The 13,997-nt window shown below is 49.1% G+C and carries 13 protein-coding genes; 9 read left to right on the forward strand and 4 right to left on the reverse strand.

All coding sequences use genetic code 11. The annotated features are described in order from the left end of the window. The first annotated feature begins 63 nt into the window (after positions 1-63). The 9 genes from EFB08_RS20525 to EFB08_RS20565 all read left to right on the forward strand — a co-directional run bounded on the left by EFB08_RS20525 (position 64) and on the right by EFB08_RS20565 (position 8,710). Positions 64-1,368 carry an NCS2 family permease gene (locus EFB08_RS20525; protein ID WP_123129076.1) on the forward strand — a complete coding sequence of 435 codons (1,305 nt, stop codon included), beginning with the start codon at positions 64-66 and terminating at the stop codon, positions 1,366-1,368. 225 nt (positions 1,369-1,593) lie between these two features. Continuing rightward, positions 1,594-2,292 carry an SDR family NAD(P)-dependent oxidoreductase gene (locus tag EFB08_RS20530; protein ID WP_123128850.1) on the forward strand — a complete coding sequence of 233 codons (699 nt, stop codon included), beginning with the start codon at positions 1,594-1,596 and terminating at the stop codon, positions 2,290-2,292. Between the two features lie 122 nt (positions 2,293-2,414). Continuing rightward, on the forward strand, positions 2,415-2,816 hold the full coding sequence (locus EFB08_RS20535; protein ID WP_123129077.1) for an acyl-CoA thioesterase: 402 nt from the start codon (positions 2,415-2,417) through the stop codon (positions 2,814-2,816). Between the two features lie 58 nt (positions 2,817-2,874). Next, positions 2,875-3,744 carry an alpha/beta hydrolase gene (locus EFB08_RS20540; protein ID WP_123128851.1) on the forward strand — a complete coding sequence of 290 codons (870 nt, stop codon included), beginning with the start codon at positions 2,875-2,877 and terminating at the stop codon, positions 3,742-3,744. A 25-nt stretch (positions 3,745-3,769) separates the two neighbouring features. After that, complete coding sequence (locus EFB08_RS20545; RefSeq protein WP_123128852.1) at positions 3,770-5,752, forward strand: sialate O-acetylesterase; 1,983 nt, start codon at positions 3,770-3,772, stop codon at positions 5,750-5,752. 38 nt (positions 5,753-5,790) lie between these two features. Next, complete coding sequence (locus EFB08_RS20550; RefSeq protein ID WP_123128853.1) at positions 5,791-6,075, forward strand: GIY-YIG nuclease family protein; 285 nt, start codon at positions 5,791-5,793, stop codon at positions 6,073-6,075. A 195-nt stretch (positions 6,076-6,270) separates the two neighbouring features. Beyond that, complete coding sequence (locus tag EFB08_RS20555; RefSeq protein WP_123128854.1) at positions 6,271-7,266, forward strand: glycoside hydrolase family 5 protein; 996 nt, start codon at positions 6,271-6,273, stop codon at positions 7,264-7,266. A gap of 203 nt (positions 7,267-7,469) precedes the next feature. Beyond that, a complete protein-coding gene (gene dcd / locus EFB08_RS20560) occupies positions 7,470-8,006 on the forward strand; it encodes a dCTP deaminase (protein ID WP_123128855.1) in 537 nt (178 codons plus the stop codon). A 224-nt stretch (positions 8,007-8,230) separates the two neighbouring features. Continuing rightward, on the forward strand, positions 8,231-8,710 hold the full coding sequence (locus EFB08_RS20565; RefSeq protein ID WP_123128856.1) for a hypothetical protein: 480 nt from the start codon (positions 8,231-8,233) through the stop codon (positions 8,708-8,710). Positions 8,711-8,776: 66 nt separating this feature from the next. Here EFB08_RS20565 and gldC read toward each other — a convergent pair whose 3' ends face one another. The 4 genes from gldC to EFB08_RS20585 form a co-directional block, all read right to left on the reverse strand. Further along, positions 8,777-9,139 (reverse strand): gliding motility protein GldC, encoded by a 363-nt coding sequence (gene gldC, locus EFB08_RS20570; protein WP_394342986.1) that lies wholly within the window; start codon positions 9,137-9,139, stop codon positions 8,777-8,779. A gap of 588 nt (positions 9,140-9,727) precedes the next feature. Continuing rightward, positions 9,728-10,852, reverse strand: a complete 1,125-nt coding sequence (dnaN, locus tag EFB08_RS20575) for a DNA polymerase III subunit beta (RefSeq protein ID WP_123128858.1) — start codon at positions 10,850-10,852, stop codon at positions 9,728-9,730. 288 nt (positions 10,853-11,140) lie between these two features. Then, positions 11,141-11,893: a hypothetical protein gene (locus tag EFB08_RS20580; RefSeq protein ID WP_125077821.1), complete on the reverse strand. Its 753-nt coding sequence runs from the start codon at positions 11,891-11,893 to the stop codon at positions 11,141-11,143. Between the two features lie 239 nt (positions 11,894-12,132). Continuing rightward, positions 12,133-13,683, reverse strand: a complete 1,551-nt coding sequence (locus tag EFB08_RS20585) for an N-acyl-D-amino-acid deacylase family protein (RefSeq protein WP_123128860.1) — start codon at positions 13,681-13,683, stop codon at positions 12,133-12,135. Between the last annotated feature and the right edge of the window lie 314 nt (positions 13,684-13,997).

A 13,997-nucleotide genomic window follows, 5' to 3' on the forward strand; every position in this document is an offset into this window, starting at 1 on the left:
CGCTTCTGCTTTCCTTAGAATTTCTTGCGTATATGTATGTTCTTCTATCCTTTATACAAGCCCATGAACACCTTCTTTGAGCTGAAGAAAAACGAAACCAACCTCCAAACCGAAATCATTGCGGGTCTCTCCTCTTTCCTAGCGACCTCCTACATCATTGTCGTGAACCCCAGTATCCTGAGTCAGGCAGGAATGCCTTTTTCGGCAGTGTTGACGGCTACGGTCCTGGTTTGCTTCTTCAGTAGTCTCTTAATGGGCGTGTATGCCAAAAACCCCATTCTGGTGGCCCCAGGCATGGGCCTGAATGCCTTCTTCACCTTCACTGCCGTGCTGGGGATGAAGGTCCCGTGGCCTGTCGCGTTGGGGGCGGTTTTCTGGTCAGGCATTGTGTTCCTGCTGCTTTCCGCTTTCAATATCCGGACCTACATCATCAAGGCCATTCCGCGGCCGTTGCGCTACGCCATTGCGGCAGGTATTGGGTTGTTTATTTCGCTCATCGGGTTTTCCAATGCGAAGTTCATCGTTTCTAATCCGGCTACCATCATTGGGGTTGGGGAATTGACGCCGGCGGTGCTCACTTTTATTGCGGGGCTTCTGGTGACGGCCGTTCTGGTGACCAAACAAGTAAAAGGAGGAATCTTGATTGGCATTCTGTTCACTACGCTGGCAGCTTATCCTATTGGGAGGTGGTGGGGGGTGGAAACGGGTTCCCTCATCAACTGGAACGGCATTTTTGCCGCCCCTGATTTCAGCCTGCTTTTCCAATTAGACCTCGTAAACTCTCTGCAATGGGCAGTGGTGCCGGTGATCTTTGCCTTTGTATTCACCGATATGTTTGACAGCCTTTCCACTTTGGTTGGCCTGGCCGAGGCCGCCAATTTGCTGGACGAACGCGGGGAACCTAGAAATGTGAAACGCTCGCTTATGGTAGATGCTATTGCTACCACCATGGCCGGTCTGGTGGGTTCCAGCCCCGGAACGGCCTACATTGAATCAGCGGTGGGGATTGAGGCGGGCGGCCGGACGGGCCTCACGGCTGTGGTGGGTGCCCTGCTGTTTTTGCCGTTTCTGTTTTTGGCGCCACTGCTATCGGTGATTCCGGCCATTGCCACGGCTCCGGCGGTGGTGCTGGTGGGCGTGTTTATGGTCCGGCCAGTGACCAAGATCAACTGGCAGCAACTGGATGAAGCAATTCCGGCGTTTATGGCCATGGTTCTTATTCCCTTTTCCTACTCTATCACACAAGGAATAATCTGGGGCTTTCTCTCCTGGACCGCTTTGAAACTGATCTCGGACAAACGGCAGGACGTTTCCTGGCCCCTGCTCATTGTGGATGTATTCTGCATCATCGCGCTCGTGTTAGAGTAGAGAAGCCTGATTTAGTCCTCTTTTCTAGTTTATAGCCTCAGCATGAAGGACCATTAAAGGGCTTATATTGACATAATCCTCTTAGAGGATGTTTTGTTTCCGTTTCCTGGTCCTGTAGTTTGATGATGTTGGCTTAAATGGATTTTCAGTAATCAGGCTTTTCAAAACTTGTCACCGGCAAGCCTGTTTCTTTTTGGTAAATCAACTTTCCATTGAAAGAGAAACATGAAAAACTATTTAATTATTGGCGGCTCATCGGGTATTGGAAAAGAGTTGGTGCATCTTCTTTCAAAAGAGAAACATGGAGTGTTCGCCACCTACCACCAACATCCCCTACAGGCAGAAACTTCAGAAACCGAATACCATTTTCTGGACGTACGGGAACCTGAACTTGACTTGACCTTCCTGCCCGATGTCCTGAACGGGTTCGTGTATTGCCCCGGAAGAATCAACCTGGTTCCATTCCACCGGATAAAACCCGCTGACTTCCTGGCCGACTTTGAACTGCAGGTGAATGGAGCCATCAAGGTACTTCAAGCTATACTCCCCAAGCTAAAGGCAGCCGAATCGGCCTCTATTGTTTTCTTCTCCACGGTGGCGGTTCAAACCGGATTCAATTTTCACTCGCAGGTAGCAGCCTCTAAGGGAGCCATCGAGGGACTTACCAGGGCGCTGGCAGCGGAATTCGCGCCCGTTATACGGGTAAATGCCATTGCTCCTTCTCTCACAGAAACTTCTTTGGCAGCAAAATACCTGAACACCCAGGAAAAGGTTCAGGCTAATGCCCACCGGCATCCTTTGAAAAAACTAGGTACTCCCCAGGACATCGCGGAGATGGCTGGTTTTCTGTTGTCTGAAAAATCTTCCTGGATCACGGGTCAGATTTTACACGTAGACGGCGGTATGTCCAGCATTAGGGGTTGATGGTTTTCATTTCCTATCTTCCTTCGTATGAAACCTAAATGGCGGTTTTCAAGCCGTTTTCCTTAAAAGTAATCCAAAGGAAGGGTATATTTAGTTCATCGAATTTCTTAAACCTCATGGCCATGCCACAAGAACATCTGCATAAATTCAACATTGAAATCAAGGTTTCAGAAGAGCACATCGACGCGTTGGGACACGTGAACAATGTGGTGTATGTACGATGGGTGCAAGAAGTGTCTGCGGCGCATTGGGCATCAGTAGCTCCAACCCAGATGCAGGAGAAATACCTGTGGGTAGTGCTTCGGCACGAGATTGACTTCCACAAACCCGCTTTACCCCAAGACACGGTGACGGGCTACACCTGGGTAGGCGAACATGAAGGAGCCAAGTTTGAGCGTTTCGTGAGTTTATACCGGGCCGGCACCGATGAACTGTTAGCTTCCGCCAAAACCACGTGGTGCCTGCTGGATGCCCAAACCATGCGGCCCAAACGCATTGACCGAGAGATGTTGGATTTGTTGTGAGGAAATTCAGAAGAAACGGCAATCTTTAGAAGCCCACTTCTCACTTAAAATTTATCAAATGCGGATTCTGTTCCTGGTGTACTTGCTTTCTCTTTTTACCTCCACGTCCTTTGCCCAGACCAGGAAAACGAAGCCAACACAGCAATCTAAGCCTTTCATTCTGGGGACTATTGAGGAGATCGCCTCCAAAGAACTGGGTGAGAAAAGGATCCTGAACATCTACCTCCCCAATGGTTATGACCAGAATGACACCACCCGGTACCCGGTAGTTTACCTGCTGGACGGCTCCGCCGATGAAGATTTTATCCATGTGGTAGGGCTCTACCAGTTCAACAATTTCTCCTGGATAAATCGGGTTCCAAAATCCATCATAGTGGGTATTGCCAACGTGGACCGGAGAAGAGACTTCACCTATCCTACTTCCCTGGAGAAGGACCAGAAAAGGTATCCTACCAGCGGCCAATCAGGAAAGTTCCTCAACTTCCTTGAGAAGGAACTGCAGCCCTACATAGAGAAGAAGTATAAAACAAATGCCTCCAAAACCATCATCGGGCAATCTCTGGCCGGGCTTTTCGTCACCGAAGTTCTATTGAAGAAACCCACGCTTTTCCAGAAATACATCATCATCAGCCCCAGCATCTGGTGGGACAATGGCTCCATCCTGAACCAATCTTCTTCCCTGCTTACCGAGGGTTTTTCCCAGAAAACCGACATTTACATAGGAGTAGGGAAAGAGGGCCTTTCTCCCGGTGACATCCCGCACGTCATGGAAGTAGACGCCAACCTTCTGGTAGAGAAACTCAAAAACAAGAACAAGCAGGTAAACGTCTACTTTGACTATTTGCCCCTGGAAGATCATGCCACTATCACGCACCAGGCCATCTTCAATGCCCTCCGCATGCTACACCCGGATAACAGAGAAAAATAGTAGCGTACCTTTCCAAAAGAGAAAAATGAAAAATAGTAAGGCAAAAACCTCCTGGTTTTACAGTTCCTTGTTCCTAAGAGTAGCTTTCACCCTTACCCTGTTGGGGACCAAAACCCTGGGGTATGGGCAAGTACGTCTACCCAAGATATTCAGTGACAACATGGTTCTGCAGCGGGAAATGGATATTCCGGTTTGGGGAACTTCAAAGCCTGCAGAGCAGATTACGGTACAATTTGGCGAAAACCGGGTGAAAACAGTAGCCGGGCCAGATGGCAAGTGGATGTTGCGTTTGCCCCAAATGCCCGCCGGAGGCCCGCACTTGATGAAGGTGTATGAAGGAAGCCAGGCGCAACCGGTTGTGACGTTCCAAAACGTACTGATAGGAGATGTGTGGCTGGCATCGGGTCAGTCTAACATGGAGTGGCAGGTACAGCAATCCATGAACGCTGCGGCCGAAATAAAGAACGCCAATTATCCCGCCATCCGCTTGTTCAATGTTCCGCATGACAAAAAGATACAGACCCAGCAGGATGTGATAGGCGGTTCCTGGAAAGCCATGGACTCGGCTGGGGTTAAAACGGCTTCGGCGGTGGCCTACTTCTTTGCCCGAGACCTGCACCTTGATTTAAAAGTACCCATTGGCATCGTCCAGGCCACCTGGGGAGGCACTCCTGTAGAGGCCTGGACCAGTAGGGAACAGTTGCTTTCCACCCCCATCACCCACAACAGAATCCTTCAGAACGATTCCATCACCGAAAAGCACTTCATCAAAGACAGCCTGGATCTGGTTCGGTTCTGGGACATCGTGTACAACCCGAAAAACAAAAGGGACAAAACCATCCCAAGCAGGAGGTTCAATGATTCCGAGTGGCCCGGAGTGATGATGCCTGCTACCCTTAAAGACATGAACATGCCGGGATATGAAGGCATGGTCTGGTTGCGCAAAACCATTCGCGTTCCTCAAACGATGGGCGGGAAAGAGCTGAGTATTAACCTGGGTCACCCCGAGATGAACTACACCTTGTACTTCAACGGTCAGGAGATTGCCAAGAATATCTGGAATGCCAACCCCAGGCACCAGTTCCGTATTCCAGACAAATTGGTAAAACAAGGCGAAAACGTGATCTCCGTCCGGATGGCTTTCCTGTGGGGAGGCGGCGGCTTCAACCCTCCCGCCGAGGAGATGTATCTGACCGATGGCACTACCAAGATACCCTTGACCGGTCCCTGGAAATACAGGCAAGACCTGGAACCCAGCATCCCTAAAATCCAGAACTATCACCGCTATCCCACCTACCTGTACAATGCCATGATAAATCCCATTGTGCCCTACGGGATAAAGGGATTCCTCTGGTACCAGGGCGAGGACAATGTAGCCGCTCCGCAGGATTACCGTACCCTGTTTCCGATGTTGATCAGTGACTGGCGCATCCGGTGGCAACAGGGTTATTTGCCTTTCCTGTATGTACAACTGGCTAACTTCATGAAACAGCAACCTGAACCGTCAGAAAGTGATTGGGCGGCCTTGCGGGAAGCCCAGGCCATGACCTTGTCTCAGCCCAACACCGGAATGGCCAGCATCATTGACATCGGCGAAGCAGACAATATCCACCCGCAGAACAAACAAGAGGTGGGTAGAAGACTTGCCCTGGTTGCAAAGAAAATGGTGTACCTCCAACCCGTTCAGGCCTCTGGCCCCAGGTTCCAAACCTCTGAAATAGCAGGCGATAAAATAGTAAATCAGTTCTCAGAAGCCGGCGCAGGTTTGGCCACCCGAGGAAATCATCCTCTAAAAGGTTTTACAATAGCTGGCTCCGACCGGAAGTTCTACTGGGCAAACGCGACCATTGAGGGGAATAAAGTTATTGTCAGCTCGGAGAAGGTAAAGAACCCGGTGGCGGTACGCTACGCCTGGGCCGATAACCCCGAAGCCAACCTTATCAACAAGGAAAGGCTACCCGCCATCCCCTTCCGCACCGACCAGTGGGAAGCCGCTTCAAAGAAATAATCTTGCTGACCTTCTTTTGCTTCCTGTAACCACCGCCTGTGCAAGTCATCTACAAAATCACGTACCCAAACGGTAAAATCTACATCGGGCAAGACCGTACAGATGACATCAACTATTTCGGGAGTGCCAACAGCCAGTTGATTTCCCAGGATTTCACCCGTGACCAAAGAATGGACTTTACCATCAGAAAAGAGATTTTGTGGCAATCTGAAGAAGCCACCCTTCAGGAAATCACCAGTAAGGAAGTAGAGTTCATCAGGGCGTACAAGTCGAATGATCCGGAAATTGGGTATAACCGTTGGCCTAAAATCTCCAGAGGTTAATCTAAGGTCACTCGTTTTCTGCCTTCTTTTAAGAAATGGGGCTTAAATAAAGATGAAAAATTTACCGGAAAGTAGAGGCTTTTAGGGAAGCCTTTCAGCCATAGGTTTTCCATATCTGGTCAAAGAAATGCTAAAGGAGTGTTATGCTGTGTCTGCCATAATTCCTTTCCTTTGAGATTCACCTCATATACCTTTATGTCGCTTAAGAAGATAATTCCTGCCCTGCTTTTAGTGGGAAGCAGTTATGTAGCCTCGGGCCAGGCGGTCAAAGAACTTGGCGCCCTTCGGGTGGAAGGAACGCAATTGGTAGGCAAATCTGGTCAGCCGGCCATGCTGAGGGGCATGAGCTTCGGGTGGCATAATTTCTGGCCCCGGTTCTACACCCCTGAGACGGTGAGCTGGCTGAAAAAAGATTGGAAAATCAACGTGATCCGGGCGGCTATGGGCATAGAACCGAATAACGGCTTCAAGCAAAAACCCGAGTGGTCAAAAGAGAAGATCAAGGCCGTGGTAGACGGTGCCATCAAGGAAAACATCTACGTGATTATTGACTGGCACAGCCACAACATTAACCTACCTGAAGCCAAAGCGTTCTTCACCGAAATGGCCCAGACCTACGGCAAGAACCCGCACGTGATCTATGAGATCTTCAACGAGCCCGATCAGGAATCATGGGCCGAAGTGAAGGCCTATTCCGAGGAACTCATCAAAACCATCCGGGCCATTGACCCTGATAACCTTATCCTGGTGGGGACGCCCCATTGGGACCAGGACGTTCACCTGGCCGCCGATGATCCTATCAAAGGGGTAACCAACGTGATGTACACGCTCCATTTCTACGCTGCCACCCACAAGCAGGAACTTCGCAACCGAGGAGATTATGCCTTGAGCAAAGGCCTTCCGCTTTTCATTTCAGAATCGGCGGGCATGGAAGCCACCGGCGACGGTCCTTTGAACGAAGAAGAATGGCAGAAATGGATTGATTGGGCCGAGAAAAACAAAGTAAGCTGGGTAACCTGGTCGGTATCAGATAAAAACGAGACCTGTTCGGTGCTTCTTCCTTCGGCATCGGCCACCGGGCAGTGGAAAGACGCTGACCTGAAACCTTCGGGACTGAAAACCCGGGAACTCCTCAGGAAGTTCGCTGCTCAGCCCGTGAAGAATAGCCCGGCGAAAGCAAAGGCAAAATAGAACCAACATCAGAGCCGCTTTTGGCTCAATTTTCTAAAACCAGACTTAAAACGCCCGGTACTTTCTATTCAACAAAGAAAGCACCGGGCGTTTTGGGCTTATTTCCTGGGGAACAAACCAAAAGTGTCGTAGCCTTCCCCTACCCATGGCAAGAACCGGATTTTACGTGTACCTTGCGTCCTTAAATTTAGCCACGTACCCGCATGATCCTCACCGACCGTCAGATCCTGGAAGAGATAGAAAAAGGCACCATTCTGATTCAACCCTATGACCGCTCCTGCCTGGGCACCAATTCCTATGATGTGCACCTGGGCAAGTATCTGGCTTTCTACAAAGACGAGGTGCTGGATGCCCGCAAACACAACCAGATTGAGGTATTCGAGATTCCGGAGGAAGGCTACATCCTGGAACCCGGCCGCCTGTACCTGGGCGTGACCGAAGAATACACCGAGACCCATGCCCACGTTCCTTTCCTGGAAGGGAAATCCAGTGTTGGCCGTTTAGGTATTGACATTCATGCCACTGCCGGGAAAGGCGATGTAGGGTTCTGCAACCACTGGACCCTGGAGATTTCGGTGAGCCAGAAAGTACGCGTTTACCACAACATGCCCATCGGGCAGCTGATCTATTTTGTAGTGAACGGCGGCATTGAGAACTACTACAACCAGAAAAGCAACGCCAAGTACAACCAGCGCTCGGTGTACCCCGTGGAGTCTATGATGTGGAAGAACAAATTTTAGATTTTTCTGGGTCTCCTGCTTTCTTGGCGCCTTTTTGCATAAATTTTACATAGGTCTTGCAATACGGCAAGAAGTTTATTTTCAGGCATTTATATATGGCTTTTAAGGAAACAAACTGCTCTCTTGTACGTTCTTTTTTACAAGAGTCCAACTTTTTTGCCATAGGGAATGTTCAAAAATAGATGGCACAGGAATTGTGTAGTAACTCTCTAAACTGAACGACCATGAAAAGACTAGTGTATACCTTAGCCCTTGTTCTTTCCGTTTCTTTCGCAAGCTTTGCGCAAAATGGAGGAACCGCGGAACAACGAGCCAAGAACCTATCCGATAAAATGATCCGGGAACTGCAACTGAACAATTATCAGTCGCGGAAACTGAGGGAGATGAACCTGGCCAATGCCCAGAAAATGGTGGATTTTGAAACCAAATACGCCAATAACCCTGCTGAGCTGGAAAGATGTATCAATGGCGTCTGTAAAGAGCGTGACGTAGCTCTGGAGCGTCTTTTGAGCACTGCCCAATATTCCAGGTATTATGGGGCCCGTAAATCCTTTAACAGCTATGACCGCGCCTATGCCCTGCAATTGCAGAAAGAAAACGGCAAGGCAGCCAAGTCACTGATCGCACAGGACAAAGCCAGCGCCAAACGGACCTTCCCACAGCCTGAGACCGCGGTCATCAAGGAAGCCGCCCCAGGAAACTAAGATATCTTTTATACAATAAAAAAAGCCGCTCTCACCAGCGGCTTTTTTTATTGTATCTCTTGTAGATTACTGCGGATTCTGGGCAGCGTTGCGCTTTTGTTGCTCCTCTACGTGCTGCATCAACTCCTGGCAAAGGCTGCGCATTTTCTCAGCCATCAGCTTGTCATTGGTGGCGGTTTCAATGCTTTGGGCCATGGCCCCGATGGTGTCAATGTAGAAGTATTTCATCTCATCAACGGGCATATCTTTGGTCCAGAGGTCGATCTTCATGGTACCGGAGTCATTGCGGTCCCAAAGCGAGATGTTGATGGCTTTGGCGAAATGGATGTCGGTTCCGGCATCGGTAGCGGTCCAACTGATGGCTTCCGGGACGCGCTGATCATCTAGGGCAATGCTGAAGTGTATCTCTGATTTTTTCATTTGTTTCATGGGCTTTCACGCCACCGGCGTTTCTGTACAAAGCACAAAGGTAAAATGTTTTTCGCAGTTCTGCGGATAGATGAACCGCTTTTCTACCACGCCCCTAGTTTGGGCCTCTTTTAAGCAAAACAGCCCCTAAATAGGAGCATGGTTTCTAATCAGGACGTTCTATTCAATTATTGTAATTGTAATTACCTATCCACTAGGCTTTGTACGCATTTCGTCCCCTTTAAAAAGGGGTAGGGTGATGACAAAGGCGCTTGAAGAACCTATAAGCTTCCACCATGGGCAAGGGCAACCACAAGGGAATGCCCCTACCTATTCTTTTGGCAACTATTATGACGCGGTAGTAACTTTCGCGCCATAGAAAAGGAAATTTATTCTCGGGAATGCGTGATATCTGCAGGTGTAATCATCCCCCTACCCCTTTCAAAAGGGGACGAAATGCGTTGAGATGAATTCACGGTAGTTAGCTTTCAGAGTCTTCTCCCTTTCCGAATTTTAGAGCCATTTTTCCAAAACCGGCTTAAAAAAGGAAAATCCTGCCCAGGTTTTATGCTGGGCAGGATTTCTGTATTCTTTAGATATTCTAAACGCTTATACGTAGTTGTTGAGCATTACTGGCATTACCAGCATCAGGATGCTTTCTTCATCATCGTTGGTGGAAGGCATCAATAAGCCAGCGCGGTTTGGCGTGGAAAGCTCCAGGGTGATCTCGTCTGAGTCAATGTTGCTCAGCATCTCCGTCAGGAACTTGGCATTGAACCCGATTTCCATGTCCTCGCCATCGTACTGGCAGGTAAGGCGCTCGTTGGCCTCGTTGGAGAAATCAAGATCCTCGGCGGAAATCTGAAGCTCGCTGCCGGTGATACGCAGACGCACCTGGTGCGTAGTTTTGTTAGAGTAGATCGAGATACGTTTCACTGAGCTCAGGAAATCGTAGCGGTCTATCACCAGTTTGTTCGGGTTCTGGGCTGGAATAACGTTCTCATAATCTGGATAGCGCTCATCAATGAGGCGGCAGATCATTCTGATGTTATCGAAGCTGAAGAAGGCGTTAGAGGTATTGAACTCCACGCGAACTGCCGTTGCCTCGTTGGGTAACGTAGACTTTAGCAGGTTAAAGGCTTTTTTAGGGATGATGATGGAAGCGGCATTGTCGCTGGTCACATCCTGACGGCGGTAACGCAGCAAACGGTGTCCGTCTGTGGCCACAAACGTGATATTGCCGCTGTTCAGCTGCACATAAATACCTGTCATGGCCGGACGAAGCTCATCGTTGCTTACCGCAAAGATGGTTTTGTTGATGGCGCGGCCCAACACGTTAGAAGGAATCTCAATGGCATTGCCCCCACGTACCACGGGTACTTTAGGAAAATCGGTGGCGTTCTCACCGGAGAGTTTGTAACGTCCGTTGGAAGAGCTGATCTCAATGGTGTAGGTTTCCTCATCAATGGTGAAGGTAACCGGCTGATCAGGCAGGTTTTTCAGGGTATCTATCAGAATACGGGCCGGAGCGGCGATGCGGCCGTTCTCGCGGGCCTCCACGTGTATCTCCGTGATCATGGAGGTTTCCAGATCACTTGCCGTGATGGTCAGAACCCCATCGTTGATCTCAAACAAGAAGTTCTCCAAAATCGGCACCACCGGGTTGTTGGCCACTACCCCGTTGATGCTAGTAAGCTGCTTGAGCAGCGCCGTAGAAGATACAATGAATTTCATCCGATATAGTAGGTTTGGATAAGGTCGTATATCGGGCAAAGTTAACCAAAAATGCATCTTTTCCTATCTTCCAGATGCCTTTTGTTTGGGGTCAGGCGCTATTTAAAGGCTGTTTTCATGAAAAAGCCCTCAAAGCAGGTGCACCAACTTTATGAGGCTCAGGTAGCCCGGTTTTTTACAGGCAATGGCTGAAAATCAATATGCACTATCAAGTAAAAAGCCGTCCCCAACTTCCTTTGGAAAGTTGGAGACGGCTTAAAATCGCTTTACGGTAGAAACCTGCTTATTTTATCTTTTCTCGAAAGCCTTGAAGCCCCCCTTCTTTAAGAATTTAGAGGAAACGGCATTCCCTGAACCAGAGTCTTGATCCGGGAAAGTGAAGGTGAGGTTGGGCTCAGCCACGGTGACAAAATCCTGTTGGTTAAACAAGGTTAGGATCTCCAGAAGGCTTCCAGAAGAATTTTTATCAGCTTTCATTACGTGCACCTCATCGCTGAAGGAGAACACAAAAGATGTTTTGGTCTGCGCCGCAAATTTCTGCAGTTGGGATAACGTGCCGCTGCCTTCAATAGAAACCATAAATTCATTGGTCAAGCCAATCCGTTGCGAAGCAGGATCATTCTGGTCCTGGGTGAACATGGGATGCGCAAAATGCACCGAAGATTCCTTCAACAACTTACTGATGAGCCTTTCCGCGTCATAGCCGTTAGATCCTTTGATTAGTCTCACTTGGGTGAGGACTCCGGAATCCATGGCGATTTCCCCAGCAATGCTTTGGTATTGGGGGTATCTGTTCAGAAGCCTTTGTTTTGCCTGTAAAGTCATTCCATCGGCAAACCCCACCAACACCATCTCGCCATTGGGTTTTCCAAAGTCCACCACTCCGGAGACCTTATTCAGGTAAGAGTAATTGGAGCAACCAATCACCTTGGCATCTGACATGGAATTGACTTGCCTGCTGGGCCTGGCTTCCTGCGTGTCACAGGAAAAGAGGAAAGCAGTGCATACGGTAAGCAATGAGAGCGAGAATAGTTGTTTCATAGTAATATTGACCCCTATACCAATAGATTCTAATCCCTAGTACGGGAAACCCGGAAAAAAGAAACACGGAAATTAGAAATCAACTACTAAAAGTTCTAATAATTTAGGGCTTACCAGATTATAGACCCATAATCCAATATTTAGAATACTAAATATAAATCTTGAAAGACCTTCATCTTCTTGATCCTGCTTGCCTTGAATCCAAGTTCTTCCTAAAATGGGTACGGGCTCGCGTTACACTACTTTCTCCGCAACAGTTCGCCGTTCTTTTGTGGGGTTATTTTCCCCTTTTCAAGGCTTATTTTTCCGTTAATCAGGATGGTGTCAAACCCTGTGGCCAGTTGAAATGGGTTCTGGTAGGTGGTGGTTTCATGGATCTTGGCTGGATCAAACACCAAAACATCGGCTTTGCGGCCTACCGCCAGTACGCCTCTGTCGGGGAGCCCCATGGTCTTGGCTGAGAGAGAAGTCATTTTGCGGATGGCCTCCTCTAGGGGGATCTGCTTGGTTTTGATGACATACTCCTCAATGATTCGAGCGAAGGTGCCGTACCCCCGAGGGTGGCGCATGTCGGGGCCGCCGTCTGAGCAGATCATGGTGGAAGAATCGGTGATGAACCGGGCTTGCAGGGCCTCGTCCATGACAAAGTACGCCGCCGATGCCGTTCCGGGCGGCAGGTTCTCCACCAGCACCTGTTCAAACGGTTTGTTCTTTTCCTGGGCAATCTGGGCCAAGGTTTTGCCGGAATACGGCGCTGTTCCTATCAAAGTAGCCTGAGGTCCGTTGCGCTTGGTTACCTTATCGCGGAGGTACGTTTCCAGTTCCTGGCGGCGGGAAGACACCACCTGGGCGAAATTATTGGGTGGCAAGGCCCACTCGGGGTACAGGATGCTGATGCCGGTGAAACTGGCGGTGTAAGGATAAACATCGGCGGTGACTTTGATGCCGCTTTGCCGAGCTGCCTCCAATTTGGCAAGTATCTGCTCAGCCCGCTCTTTGCCCTTCCCAAACACAGCCTTGATATGAGACACGTGCACCGGGCAGTATTTTCCTTGCAACAGCAATTCTTCAATGGAAACCTCTACCCCGTCATTGTCTTCGTTGCGCATGTGGCTGGTAATGAGTTTACCCTTCTTCCCAACCACTTTTGCCAGGTACTCCAGTTCATAGGTTGGGGCGTACAATCCTGGGATATACTCCAACCCGGTAGACAGGCCCAGACAACCCATATCCAACTGATTCCTTAAGAGCTGGCCCATTTTCTTTAACTGCTCTGGAGAAGGAAGGGAATCGAACTTCACCCCTGACTCCATCCGCAGGGTTCCGTGCCCTACAAAGGTGGCTACGTTTACATCGGCTGGGGTTTGTTCCAGGTTTTGCATCCAGGCTTTCAGATCCTCAGGATGAGAACCGTCCTGGCCCAGGATAACGGTGGTAACTCCCATGGCCAGAAAATTCTGGAAGCCTTTCTTGCCCATCGGGTCACCGTGTCCGTGCGTGTCAATAAAGCCCGGCGTCACTACTTTTCCGGTGGCATTAATCACCTTCTTCACTTTCACCAAGGTCGTATCCACTTTCCCGATATAAGCAACGGTGTCTTTCCGAAGCAAGACGTCGGCAGAGTAGCCCTTTTTGCCAGTGCCGTCTACCACTTGTCCCCCGGTGATGAGCACGTCAAATTGCTTGTTTTTCTGCCCTTGAAGGAAAGCCTTGAATGAAGGTTCTTTTTGGGCACAGGCTACAAGGGTACACAACAGAAAGACAAGGACCAGCAAAGGGAAAGATCTCATGGAGATAAGATTTGGGTTGATTCGGCTTCAAAATACGAGTCCCTTTCTGACGGACAAACCCTGTGGTTGGTTTCTGGGCTCTTTAGATTCCAATTTCTGTTTAGAAGGCGTTTTCCGTTAATTAGCCTAAAACGGACTTGCCACCGGGCTACAATATAAAACCAGAGAGAACTTAAGGGGAGGTACCAAAGCCTTGTATTTACTTATACTTTATTGTAAATCAATCAGAATTAGTTAAATTCAGTAGAAGTTTATTTTCTCTTAAAGCTCCTCCATAGCTTAATGAAATTTATTGATTAAGCCTTTTCCACCTC

Origin of the sequence: Rufibacter latericius, assembly GCF_003721515.1 — a bacterium.
Classification (GTDB): domain Bacteria; phylum Bacteroidota; class Bacteroidia; order Cytophagales; family Hymenobacteraceae; genus Nibribacter; species Nibribacter latericius.

Bases quoted from the DNA above. Each gene is read 5' to 3' on its own strand.
- EFB08_RS20525 (WP_123129076.1), top strand. From the start codon at position 64: ATGAACACCTTCTTTGAGCTGAAGAAAAACGAAACCAACCTCCAAACC.
- EFB08_RS20530 (WP_123128850.1), top strand. From the start codon at position 1,594: ATGAAAAACTATTTAATTATTGGCGGCTCATCGGGTATTGGAAAAGAG.
- EFB08_RS20535 (WP_123129077.1), top strand. From the start codon at position 2,415: ATGCCACAAGAACATCTGCATAAATTCAACATTGAAATCAAGGTTTCA.
- EFB08_RS20540 (WP_123128851.1), top strand. From the start codon at position 2,875: ATGCGGATTCTGTTCCTGGTGTACTTGCTTTCTCTTTTTACCTCCACG.
- EFB08_RS20545 (WP_123128852.1), top strand. From the start codon at position 3,770: ATGAAAAATAGTAAGGCAAAAACCTCCTGGTTTTACAGTTCCTTGTTC.
- EFB08_RS20555 (WP_123128854.1), top strand. From the start codon at position 6,271: ATGTCGCTTAAGAAGATAATTCCTGCCCTGCTTTTAGTGGGAAGCAGT.
- dcd (WP_123128855.1), top strand. From the start codon at position 7,470: ATGATCCTCACCGACCGTCAGATCCTGGAAGAGATAGAAAAAGGCACC.
- EFB08_RS20565 (WP_123128856.1), top strand. From the start codon at position 8,231: ATGAAAAGACTAGTGTATACCTTAGCCCTTGTTCTTTCCGTTTCTTTC.
- gldC (WP_394342986.1), bottom strand. From the start codon at position 9,139: ATGAAACAAATGAAAAAATCAGAGATACACTTCAGCATTGCCCTAGAT.
- dnaN (WP_123128858.1), bottom strand. From the start codon at position 10,852: ATGAAATTCATTGTATCTTCTACGGCGCTGCTCAAGCAGCTTACTAGC.
- EFB08_RS20580 (WP_125077821.1), bottom strand. From the start codon at position 11,893: ATGAAACAACTATTCTCGCTCTCATTGCTTACCGTATGCACTGCTTTC.
- EFB08_RS20585 (WP_123128860.1), bottom strand. From the start codon at position 13,683: ATGAGATCTTTCCCTTTGCTGGTCCTTGTCTTTCTGTTGTGTACCCTT.